Consider the following 11,980-nt stretch of genomic DNA (forward strand, 5'->3'; position numbering starts at 1 on the left):
TGTAATAAGCCTGTCATAACTACAAAACGGTTCACCGTTAAATCTATAGGATATTGCGCTGTGAAAGATGACTATATTTTAATTGTCGATGATGAGCTTCCTATTCGTGAAATGATCCATACTTCTTTGGACATGGCAGGCTTTCAATGTTTGCAGGCAGAAGATGCCAAACAGGCTCATCAAATTATCGTCGACCAACGTCCGGCGCTTATCTTGCTCGATTGGATGTTACCTGGAGGCGTAAGTGGTGTCGATTTATGTCGCCGCTTAAAACGTGATGAGAACTTAGCAGAAATTCCAGTAATTATGCTTACCGCTCGCGGAGAAGAAGACCACAAAGTACAAGGTCTGGATGCTGGCGCAGATGATTACATGACGAAGCCTTTCTCAACACGTGAACTGGTTTCACGTATTAAAGCGGTTCTGCGTCGTGCAAATGCATTAAGTGGCGAAAAAATGATTGACGCCAATGGCTTGATTCTTGACCCTGTTAGCCAACGTGTCAGCTTTGGCGACAGTATTTTAGATATGGGCCCAACTGAATATCGCTTACTTGCGTTTTTTATGACCCATCCAGAGCGTGCATATACACGTGCCCAGTTGCTCGATCAGGTCTGGGGCGGTAATGTATATATCGAAGATCGAACTATCGATGTGCACATCCGTCGTTTGCGTAAAGTTTTAGAACCTTTTGGTGTTGACCGATTTGTTCAGACCGTGCGTGGAACTGGCTACCGCTTCTCAACACGTGCAGATTTAGCCGCAGGTTAACCAAGATTTATGTATGAACCCTACCCCGTCCCCGAACAGGTACGTGAACAAAAGCTTTCCCGCTACAGTAGTTTATGGACGTTTGCCAAACAAGATTTACGGCTTTTATTATTTTTTATAATTATTGCCGGTTTAGTCGGTTTAGGCCTTGGGTATTTCTGGAGCTGTATTTTTATCGCCTTTGTGGTGTTTTTTACACTCCAGTTGCGTTCGCTTTATCTGGTCAATGACTGGATTGCAAATAAACCTTATGACGTTCCTCCAAACCTAAACGGGATTTGGGGAGCGTTATTGTTTAATGTTTACCGTGCCCAGCGTCAGGAACGAATTGTTCAAGCAGAAATGGTCGGTTTAATTGATCGCGCTCAGTCTTCTTTAGTCGCGCTTGCCGAAGCTGTTGTCCTCATTGATGACCAACATAAAATTGAATGGTGGAACCCTGCTGCTGAACGTTTGTTGGGTATCAGCCCTCTCGACCGTGGTCGAAATTTATTAACGATTTTACGCCAGCCGACCTTTATTGAATATTTTAACAATATTGATCAAGCACCCGACGGTATTAAACTACAGTCGAGTTTTGACGATGACCGATATGTGCAGGTCAAGCTCACACGATTTGGTGGAGAAAGCCGTTTATTGGTGGCTTACGACGTTACTCGTATGCACAACCTTGAGCAAATGCGTAAAGACTTTGTAGATAATATTTCTCATGAACTTCGTACACCATTAACTGTACTGAGTGGTTATATCGAGACATTTACCGATCAAGAAGATATTAGTCCACGCTGGAAACGTGCGTTTGATCAGATGCAGTCACAAACCAAACGTATGAATGCTTTGGTGAATGATTTACTGCTATTATCGAATTTAGAAAATAATAAGAAAATTGCAAAAAATCAGATTATTGAAATGCCGAGTTTAATGAATCAACTGTTTGATGATGCTCAGGCCTACAATGCCGATTATGGCCATACACTCAATTTACATATTGATAGTCACTGTGACCTGATTGGTTCTGACATGGAAATCGCCAGCGCGTTTAGTAACTTAATTACCAATGCCATCAAATACACGCCAAAAGGCGGAACGATTACGATTGGCTGGCATGACGACGGTGAACATGCCTACTTTAGTGTACAAGACACAGGCATTGGAATTAATCCGAAACATTTACCACGTCTGACTGAACGCTTCTATCGTGTTGACAGCGACCGTAGTCGTCAAACAGGCGGTACAGGTTTAGGTTTGGCCATTGTGAAGCATGTATTAATGCAACATGGCGCTTATTTAGATGTCCAGTCTAAAGAAAATGAAGGTTCAACTTTTACAGTGGTTTTTCCTAAAGAAAGACTATATAACATGGCTTAAAAAGTATTCATTTCACATAAAGAGTGGATATTAAATAGACGCAGTGAAAGATACTTAGCCATTTTTTATATATAAGTTATTATGAACATGATTTTAATTTTTTGTCATTGATAATATCAAATACAGCCTATATAAGTTATTTAATAAATCTTCTTTTTCTCTCATATCTATTTCATAGATTAGAATTTATGAAATAGATATACTAACTGTACTTAAAAAAATAAAACCACCCAATTTATACAATATATATAATCAATGTCATTGATAATTTAAAAATGGTTAAAATAAAAAACACCATTTAAACTAATTATTTAACAGTTTTAAAAACCACTTTCATTTTTAAATAAAATTAGTATTATTAACTCGCTACAAAAAACTTAATCCATAAGAACAGCTAACATAATAATTAAGCGAGGCTTAAATGACTATTAACCCTATAGAAATAATATCGAATAATGCAGAAATAACTGATTGCTTTATTCTCGGTTTAAAAAGTGGAGAAACATTAAAAGTGGAAATTCTTCAGGTTGATCAAACTCAAAAAATCATTCACGTATCCATAGAAGACGAATCAACTCGGTTAATCTCTTTTGATCAAATTGAGATGCTTGAACCGCTTGAAGAAGAACCTTATATAGAAACTATTGATGATCAATTAAAACGTATCCCTATGGGCAAGTATTTAATGGTTTGGGGACATTTTGGTGGTTCAATAAATCAAACTTGTGAACAGGGAGAACTTAAAAGTATTGATTGGAAGCACCGTACAATACTGTTGCGCAGCAGAGTTTATGAAGGCCGAGAAGATACAGTGTACATTGATAAAATTGATTATATAGATGAGTCACGAGAAGGCTCAGGAGCACGAGGCCCAGCTGTAGCCCCAGACTGGTATAAAGGTGCTGATGGAAAATGGCGCAAAAATGGACGTGAATATGAAGGCTGATTTTAACGCAGTTTTCCCTAAAGAAAGACTGTATAACCTGACCTAAAGTCACCCCTTCAAATATAAAAAGCCGGCTCATGAAAAGTCGGCTTTTTTAGCATTTAAACCAATTTACTTAGAAGTCGAGCAATAGGATTTACTTTGGTTCTTCTCTATTACATTTAAAAAGTGAGTAGCAAAAGTATTACTCTGGCGTAGTGCATCACGATGATCTCCACCATCAATCGTTTGATATACCGTTGGTTTTTTTAATTTACATAGCTGCTGATAATAAGCAAATGTCCCTCTCGGATCGACTAAATGATCTTTAGAACCCTGAACAATCATTAACGGTACGGTAGGTACCATATTTTCAATCGACTGTTGTTTTAGATAAGCCAAGAGAGGTTTTAAATCAGCATCAGATCGAAATATGCTAGAAGGAGATTTTTTTAAATCAGATTGAAGTTCAGATAAACAGCGGCTGCGCGCTTGGGTCAGCACCGCGTTCATTTCTGGACTGACTAAATTCTCAGCAACTATGCTCGGCTCTGCTGCTTGTGCTCCTAATAGCACAATCGGGAAGAAAGCAGCTACGCTAGGTTCTGGGTTTGGATGACTCTGCACATATTCTGCAATACCTTCATATTGATAGCCACCCGGAGCAAGAGCGATTGCCCCTTTTAAATCTAGTTCGGGCGCATCTTTTTGACCATAGGCAGACACTGCAATTGCCGCAGCCCCGCCTTGACTATGCCCCATCACCAACCACTGTTTATTAAAATTCTTAGGCTTGAGCATATGTAATGCCCGCACTGCATCAACCACCGTATGAAGCTGGCTCTTTGCATTCATGTAAGGATGCCCACCCGGTGTACCTAAACCTTGATAATCAGGTGCAACAACTGCATAGCCACGTGCAAGCCAATCATCTAAAGCTTTGGAAGCAACTTCTTGATATGAATGAACTGGTCCACCGACATAGTCGCCCGAAGGTGCACAAGTATCGGCAACTCCAGTCGTGCCATGCGCCCAAGCCAGTATCGCCCAACCATTTTTTGGCGGAGTGCCTTTTGGTAATAAAATAAAAGCCGATGCCACAATGGGCTCGCCCTGAATCCCTCGACTACGATAATTAACTAACAAACGCTGATCAGCATGAGGAAATAAATCCGTCACATCTTGCTGTTCTAGAGACAGTATTGAACCCGGTTTGTCGCTCACAATTTGCTTACCCAAATCTGTAATGGGAGCAGCCATAGCAGAACCAGAAACCAAACAAGCGCTGCTAAATAAAATTTTTAAAAAAGAATTACTTTTTTTAATCAAGGGATTACTCCTCTATTATTTACAATATATCTATTCAAATAATCAATTTATAAAATATAAATTACCATAAAAACTTCTATAGTTATATTTACTTCAAAAGAATTTACATTTATACAGTCACTTAAAATCTAATTAAAATATATTTTAAAGAAATGTATTATAAATATCGTTGCAAAAATTAATCCCGTTTAAATAATAAAAAATATATGCTGATATTTTCTTAATTACTATAGCGATTAAAATGTCAAAACAATATAAATTTATACCGTACCTGATTTGTCTTATTCTCGGTTCTCTACCCATCCATAGTTTTGCAGACGTACAAGTGTATGGTCCTAGTGGGCCAGCACCCTCCATGAAAGAAGCTGCCAAACAATTTACCAATAAAACGGGCATAGCAGTCCATGTAACGTCTGGGCCTACTTCTCAATGGTCTGACAAAGCGAAACTAGATGCCGATATTATATATAGTGGTTCCGAAGCCATGATGTCTGATTTTGAAAATGCTTTTTCTGAGCAAATTATAAAAGATTCGGTGGAACCTTTATATTTACGCCCCGCAGCCATTTTAGTACGCAAAGGAAATCCTAAAAATATTAAAGGATTTAAAGACCTAGCTAAATCCAACATTAAGGTTTTAGTTACGCATGGTGCAGGTCAAGTCGGTATGTGGGAGGATATTGCGGGTAGAACTGGAAATATTAAATTAACCAAATCTGTTCGAAAAAATATTGCCACTTATGCAGCCAACACAGGTATTGCCAAGAAAAACTGGGTGGAAAATAGTAGCTACGATGCTTGGTTAGTCTTTAATATTTGGGGAATTAGTAATCCTGATGTTGGGCAAATTATCCCTATCGAACCAGAGTTGGTTGTCTATCGTGATACAGGTATTGCCTTAACCAAACATAGTTTAAAAGATGCTGAAGCTAAACGTTTTGTAGAGTTCTTATCGTCTCAGCAAGGCAATACTATTTTCAAAAAATATGGTTGGACTAAATAATTTAAAAGGGAGCTAAGCTCCCTTTTAATTTTTTAAAATTATTAATTCTATTTAACTTAAAGTATATTCATTTCAAATTAAATATACTCCTGCGGCATATAAAGCTCCCAGAATTAAACAAAAAGCTGAGCTGACATACCAAAATAAATCACTATTACCGACAAATTTTGACTTTAACCACGGAAAAGCCAGACCACGGATAAGAAAAACCGCTGCAACAAACGACAAAATAAGTTTAGTAAATGGTAATACCTGTATTCCCTTTGCTGCAAAGAAAGCATAAGTAGCACATACAGTTAGAATTAACCCCACAGCTATAGCTATAAAATTAGGATACCAATGCCCTCTTTCGACCATCTGAACAATACTTTTCCCGGCCCCTAAAAACCGAAAACCATTTTCCCCCCAGAACACACAAACAAAATGAAGTAATGCAGCACAGAATGTTAATAATGCAGCAATATAAAGTAGAGCGTTCGGAAGTGAGTGCATTAGATTTTATACTAATAAATATATGTGATATTTATTATACTCAATTATAAAATATATAAAACTTATTAATAGTTAAAATGAATTTAACTTGGTATTTAATATTTTAAATACCAAGCTTAGTTCACTTAATTATTTACTCTCAAACTCTTTAAAATCAGCTTTTCTAATTTTTGCATGGATCCCTTTGGTTTTATCTACAACTTGTGAAACTTCAAAATCAGTTGCGGCACTTAAATACGCATAAGCTGTTGCTTCATCAATACCGTATTCTTGATTTAGGAAACGAATGGCTTCACGTGTAGACTTTTTCATCGCTTCATCTAGATCTTCATCAAGTCCCGGTGTAATCCAAAACTCAGCATTTTCAGCTAAAGGTTGTTTTAACTCTTTGCCCGGTATTTTATCTTTACCTGCTTTGAGTAAGGTAAATTTTAGTGTCGCACGTGCTGAAGCTTCGAGTGCAGTTAATGCTACTTCACCATCCCCTTGCGCGAAATGGCTATCACCTGTATAGAATAATGCGCCTTTGACCTGAACAGGATAATAGGCTGTTGAACCTGCACCTAGTTCATTAATATCAATATTTCCACCATACATTGCAGGGGGTACAGAGTGAACAGGCTCAGAAGTATTGGCTGCTACCCCCATAATTCCCATAAAAGGATAAAGCGGGAAACGTATTGATTTACCCGATTCCGTTTTTAATACACCTTCGTACTCACCTTTAGCATTTTTTTCAATTGGTGTGAAAATTGAGACATTTCCATAGCGTTCAGGATGCTCAGCCGATGCATTTTCTTGCTTTGCTTTTTTAGGAAATTCCCCAACTAAAGCACCTTTACCATGTCGATTTGAAATAACACCGTAAGGTACACGCGGCTCAACTTTAAGTACCTCAACTTTCAAAATATCACCGGGCTGTGCGCCTTCAATTGCAACAGGGCCTGTCACAATATGTGGCCCATCTTTATGAAAATCATGCTTTAAATTTGACTGTGTAATTATTTTTGCATCTTCCAAAATTTCATTAGATTTGACACCTTTCGATTGAAAGAACTTTTCAGCATTACGCCCTTGGTCTTCAAGCAAACCCTCATGAGAAACCGTATCAAATGTCACAACACTACCCGACGGAACGGTAAGGACGGGTTTGGCATCCCGATTCGGTAAATAACCCCATGTAATGGTTTTTAAAGTAGATGGAACGTAATAATTACCTTTATATTCGCCACTTTGAAGTTGAGTAGGCTGTTTTGAAATTTGATTTAAAACTTTAAAATCATTGGCATGGCTGAGTGAAATACAAAGTACAGATAAAACCGAAGCTGTCAGGCGTTTAACTTTTAACATGATTTCAGAACCTAAAAAATATGAAAATTACTGTAAGGTCCTGAATAATTAGCAAGCATTGTGCCAAGGCTAAAGGCTGTGCAATATCTAAAAAGCGCTTCATATTTATAAAATTAAATAATTTTTTTAGATTTAATAACTTATCTGCAAGTAAAATTAAAATTACGACTTAAGTCTAACTTAAATATTTCTTTCTTTTTTTATTTATTAATTTTCAATCATATTAATATCTGTGCTCTCTCCAGACACATATTTTTGGACTAGCTTCTATAATGTCCTATTTCAGATCACTTAATAATAATTATATTTCTATATAATATAAATCCAAACATAGTTATATACTTTACGTTTATATAATTTAAATCAAAAAATAAACCCTGAATAATTAAAGTCAGGGTTTATATGTCATATAGGGGTTATATCGTTTACTAAACTGTATGTCCCATGCGCTCGCCCATTACAACCACAGACTCAGCTTTAAAACGTTGTTCCCATTCGATCTTATCTTTTTCAAATAAAATAACCGCTGTAGAACCTAAATAAAAACGTCCAAGCTCAGCACCTTTCTCTAGCTTTAACTGATGATGCTGTAATTCAATACGACCTGAAGGTTTCACTTTACCTGTCGCCACAGTTTCAATACCAGCAACAATCATTGCACCCACTAACACAACAGCCATACGGCCAAGTTCAGTATCAAACAAACACACCATGCGTTCATTACGGGCAAATAGTCCCGGTACATTTTCAGCAGTCACCTGATTTACCGAAAATAGCTCACCCGGTACATACAAAGTTTCAGTTAATGTACCTGCAAATGGCATATGTACACGGTGATAATCACGTGGAGATAGATAGACTGTCGCGAACTCACCTTCTTGGAATGGCTGAGCAAGTTGTGGGTCGCCAATGAGTTTCTCTACAGAAAAGCTTTGGCCTTTTGCTTGAAATACTTCACCCGCAGTAATTTTACCAATCTGAGAAATAGCACCATCAGCAGGCGACACGATGCTATCTGTATTTTCGTCAACGAGACGCACGCCATCTTTTAAAGCACGAGTAAAAAAGTCATTAAAAGATTTATATTTTAGTGCATTGCCTTGTTCAGCAATCGATAAATCAATCCCATATTTGGTTTTAAATGCATGAATAACAGCAGTTTTCACAACTGGATTTTCACTCGCAGCAACTTTACCTACCACACGGCTCAATTGATGCTGTGGTACAAGATTTTGTGCCTTAATAAATAATTCTTTTTTTAATCGAGATGTGAAACTCACGACGGTGATTCTCCAGTAATAATAGGACTATCGAGGCGATTGCCCCATTCACTCCACGCACCATCATAGGCTTTTGCTTCCCAGCCCAAGAGTCTAGCCAAAATATAGGCCAAACCGGAACGGTGATGTGACTGGCAGTACACAACTACAGGTTGTTTTAAATCAAACCCGAGTTGTTCAAGGCGCTGCCGCGTGCGTTCAAGCGGATGCAATTTTAGATGATTTTCACGATTAAGTGCAGTACTCCATTCAAAATGGAGGGCATTTGGAATGTGACCACCGCGTCGCGCTGCTAAACGGACCCCACTATATTCATCACTCGTTCGGCAATCCCACAATTGAACATTTTCTTGTTCTACTTGTTTGCGTAATTCTTCGTAATTCACTCGGAACTGAGCGGCATGCGATAAATCAATCTGAATTAAGTCTGCAACAGGAGAAACTTCTTCGACTTCTGCTGTAGTTGGTAACCCTGCTCCTAACCATGCATGGATACCGCCATTAATTAAACTGGTACGTGTGAATCCTAAGCAATGCAAATTCCAGATTAAACGTCCAGCCCATGCTCCGCCTTCATCGTCATAGACCACAACATGATGATTAGGTGAAATATTCAATTTCTCAATCAGTGCTTGTAAACCTGCTTCATCTGGCAAAATACCAGTGGCTTCTTCGTGTTGAGACACTAACCATTTAGGTTGTAAGTGAATAGCATGCGGAATATGAAGTTGCTCGTACACAGAAGCACGGCTCAAATCTACAATGCGAATATATTCATTGCCTAGATAAGGCACTAATTCTTCTGCTTCTATTAATAAATCGAGTTTAAAATCTGGGAGTGTCATCGTCATGGTTTCTTTTTATACCAGCTTAATTTCATATTAGCATAAGCTTATATCTAACAAACTCTGATTTTCTGCAACTCTTTAGCAGAAAATCAGATATCAGCATTCTTACTTTTAAAAATACAAAATAGCGAGACTATTTTTTACTTAAACCACTGCTTCAAGTTCTTCAATTTCAAAAACCTGACGTAAATAAGCCAAGAAAGTATCGTTATCAGTCATGGTTTTACCGGGACTATCAGAAATTTTCGCAACCGACTGACCATTACATTCGACTAGTTTCAACACAATATTGAGCGGCTTTTGCCCCATATCATTAGTCAAATTAGTTCCAATACCGAAACTCACCTGAAAACGATCTTTAAAGTATTGATGTAATTCCCATGCTTTTGGCAAATTAAGGCCATCACTAAAAGTCAGCATTTTGGTTTTAGTATCAATTTTTAATTTACGGTAGTGCGCATAGGCCTTATCACCCCATTCGTAAGGGTCACCACTGTCATGACGTAAGCCATCAAATAGTTTGGCGAAATACAAGTCAAAATCTCGGAGGAACGCATCCATACCAACAACGTCTGTTAGGGCAATTCCTAAATCTCCGCGATATTCCTGAACCCACGTCTCTAAAGCAGCTTTTTGAAAGTCACGTAGTCGTACATCAAGTGCCTGAAAAGCCTGTAAAAACTCATGAGCCATGGTTCCAATTGGCGTAATGTTTAACTCTTTAGCAAGTAACACATTACTTGTACCACGGAATACATTTGGCACCGTTTTATGAAAGGCTGCCACAACATGCTTTTGCCATACGAAGCTATAACGGCGACGCGTACCGAAATCAGAGACTAAAAATGGTGGGTCATTCGGTTTTTGAGTTTTTTCATATTGCTGAACCAATTCAAGCTTGGCTTGTAAACGGCGTTCACCCTCAGCCCATACTTCATCGTTTTTAATACGGCTAAAATAAAGTTCATTTACAATTGCCAATACAAAAATTTCAAACATCATGGCTTGGACCATCGGACCTTCAATACGAATATCCAAACGACCTTCCGCATCAATGCTGGCCTGAATAAAGCGCCTTTTCAGTTGAAATAGTTCCAAATAATCAACAAAGTCACTTTTGATAAAGCGTAATTTACGCAAATATTGAAGCTCGTCTTCTTTATATTTAAGGCTACATAAATAGTCGAGTTGCTGATTTAAATCATCCAAAATATCTACTAGTGGATAGACAGTATCTTCTAAATTTCTACAGCGGAAATGATAGACGCTATGAGTTTGCGGAAACTTATGCAAAACCACCTGTAACATCGTAAATTTGTACAAGTCTGTATCTAGTAAAGAATGGATAATTGGAGACATAGTCAGTGATTATTCGCTTGCTTCTTAGCATTAAAGCATATTTTTATAAATGAATTGCGAGCTTTTAGACCATTGTTGCAGCTCCGTGAAATTTCCTTTTAAAAATCATTTAATTTAATTTCTGCTAAACTACGCCAATTCAATCAATTGCAGAAATTTGCTTTAACTATGCGTGCTTTAATACAACGAGTTCTTGAAGCTAAAGTGGTGGTTGACGGTGAGACTACCGGTGAAATCCAACAAGGCTTATTGGTTTTTTTAGGCATCGGCCGAGATGACACTTTAGCGATTGGCCAAAAGCTTATTGATAAGATTTTGAAATATCGTATCTTTGATGACGAACAGGGCAAAATGGGCTGGAATGTCTCTCAAGCAAACGGTGGAATCCTGCTTGTTTCGCAATTTACCCTAATGGCTCAAACTCAAAAAGGTTTACGTCCAGATTTTGGCCCAGCCATGCCGCCAGCAGATGCCAAAGCGTTATATGAACAGTTGGTTGAATATACACATTCACAATTTGAAAAAGTTCAAACCGGCATTTTTGCAGCCGATATGAAAGTTCATTTAATTAATGATGGTCCAGTTACATTTAACTTGGAAGTCGAAGCGTAGATATAAAAAAACTCCCGAACGGGAGTTTTTTTATATCTGGCGATTAACGGCCAGTTTTCTCTTTAATAAAAGCACGCGCCTGACGTACTTTATCTTTAACTGGTTTTGGCAACTTAGGTGGAATGAGTCTAGCCACTTGGTTAAACCAAACCAATAGGCTGAAGTCACCTTCCATTTTAATGCTGCCGTTTTGCATACCTGTCATAAATGCTGTTGGGTCACCTTTAATCAAAGTTTTTACACCCTGTTCGCTATCTGCAAACTGCAAGATAAAATCAGCTTTTTCAGGTGCACCTGCAACCGTGTCAATCTGTCCATTATTAATAATGATCTGACGTGCAACACCTAAATCCGTACCGATCTGGATACGGAAAGCGCGGTCATGAATCAATTCAATAAACTTAGGGCTAGTACGTGCCAATTGCTTCATACGCAGCACTAAACCTGCTACCAATAAATCTAACGGGTCTGTACTGACATCAACGAGAGGTAATTTGACTACAGGTATAGAAGAAAGTTTCATGAACATTCACGCCTATTGTATTTTTATGAAAACTTTAGAGCAAAACTCAGTAAGGACATACCATTGCCTGTGTTTTGTGCATTAACTGATAATTTTTAGCTGGCAACGCAATCTAGATGA

11 protein-coding genes and 1 pseudogene are annotated in these 11,980 nt (G+C 38.0%); 5 read left to right on the forward strand and 7 right to left on the reverse strand.

Going from position 1 to position 11,980, the window contains the following annotated elements; translation table 11 throughout:
* The first annotated feature begins 60 nt into the window (after positions 1–60).
* The 3 genes and pseudogenes from phoB to ACPF64_RS03615 form a co-directional block, all read left to right on the forward strand.
* Positions 61–771, forward strand: coding sequence for a phosphate regulon transcriptional regulator PhoB (gene phoB, locus ACPF64_RS03605; protein WP_003654166.1), 711 nt, complete (start codon positions 61–63; stop codon positions 769–771).
* A gap of 9 nt (positions 772–780) precedes the next feature.
* The gene (phoR, locus tag ACPF64_RS03610; RefSeq protein ID WP_003654168.1) at positions 781–2,139 is read left to right on the forward strand and encodes a phosphate regulon sensor histidine kinase PhoR; all 1,359 of its coding nucleotides are present in this window, start codon (positions 781–783) and stop codon (positions 2,137–2,139) included.
* An 899-nt stretch (positions 2,140–3,038) separates the two neighbouring features.
* Positions 3,039–3,131, forward strand: a pseudogene (locus tag ACPF64_RS03615) (hypothetical protein); the annotation flags it as partial.
* A gap of 65 nt (positions 3,132–3,196) precedes the next feature.
* Here ACPF64_RS03615 and ACPF64_RS03620 read toward each other — a convergent pair.
* Entirely contained in the window at positions 3,197–4,393 is a 1,197-nt protein-coding gene (locus ACPF64_RS03620) for an alpha/beta fold hydrolase (protein WP_426455602.1), read from the reverse strand.
* 241 nt (positions 4,394–4,634) lie between these two features.
* Between ACPF64_RS03620 and ACPF64_RS03625 the strand changes: the two genes are divergently transcribed.
* The gene (locus ACPF64_RS03625; RefSeq protein WP_426455603.1) at positions 4,635–5,396 is read left to right on the forward strand and encodes an AcfC family putative adhesin; all 762 of its coding nucleotides are present in this window, start codon (positions 4,635–4,637) and stop codon (positions 5,394–5,396) included.
* A gap of 72 nt (positions 5,397–5,468) precedes the next feature.
* Here ACPF64_RS03625 and ACPF64_RS03630 read toward each other — a convergent pair whose 3' ends face one another.
* From ACPF64_RS03630 to pncB, 5 genes are all read right to left on the reverse strand, one after another.
* Positions 5,469–5,888, reverse strand: a complete 420-nt coding sequence (locus tag ACPF64_RS03630) for a hypothetical protein (RefSeq protein WP_426455604.1) — start codon at positions 5,886–5,888, stop codon at positions 5,469–5,471.
* 129 nt (positions 5,889–6,017) lie between these two features.
* A complete protein-coding gene (locus ACPF64_RS03635) occupies positions 6,018–7,238 on the reverse strand; it encodes an acetamidase/formamidase family protein (RefSeq protein WP_311084409.1) in 1,221 nt (406 codons plus the stop codon).
* Positions 7,239–7,666: 428 nt separating this feature from the next.
* Positions 7,667–8,518: an archaetidylserine decarboxylase gene (gene asd, locus ACPF64_RS03640; RefSeq protein ID WP_252611207.1), complete on the reverse strand. Its 852-nt coding sequence runs from the start codon at positions 8,516–8,518 to the stop codon at positions 7,667–7,669.
* Positions 8,515–9,363, reverse strand: coding sequence for a sulfurtransferase (locus tag ACPF64_RS03645; RefSeq protein ID WP_426455605.1), 849 nt, complete (start codon positions 9,361–9,363; stop codon positions 8,515–8,517). Before ACPF64_RS03645 ends, asd begins: the two co-directional genes overlap by 4 nt.
* 147 nt (positions 9,364–9,510) lie before the next feature.
* Entirely contained in the window at positions 9,511–10,725 is a 1,215-nt protein-coding gene (pncB, locus tag ACPF64_RS03650) for a nicotinate phosphoribosyltransferase (protein ID WP_205468350.1), read from the reverse strand.
* 168 nt (positions 10,726–10,893) lie between these two features.
* Between pncB and dtd the strand changes: the two genes are divergently transcribed.
* A complete protein-coding gene (gene dtd, locus ACPF64_RS03655; RefSeq protein ID WP_003654183.1) occupies positions 10,894–11,337 on the forward strand; it encodes a D-aminoacyl-tRNA deacylase in 444 nt (147 codons plus the stop codon).
* A 43-nt stretch (positions 11,338–11,380) separates the two neighbouring features.
* Here dtd and ACPF64_RS03660 read toward each other — a convergent pair whose 3' ends face one another.
* Positions 11,381–11,860 carry a hypothetical protein gene (locus ACPF64_RS03660; protein WP_003654185.1) on the reverse strand — a complete coding sequence of 160 codons (480 nt, stop codon included), beginning with the start codon at positions 11,858–11,860 and terminating at the stop codon, positions 11,381–11,383.
* Positions 11,861–11,980 lie beyond the last annotated feature (120 nt).

Source organism: Acinetobacter sp. KB005 (assembly GCF_049949095.1).
Classification (GTDB): domain Bacteria; phylum Pseudomonadota; class Gammaproteobacteria; order Pseudomonadales; family Moraxellaceae; genus Acinetobacter; species Acinetobacter calcoaceticus.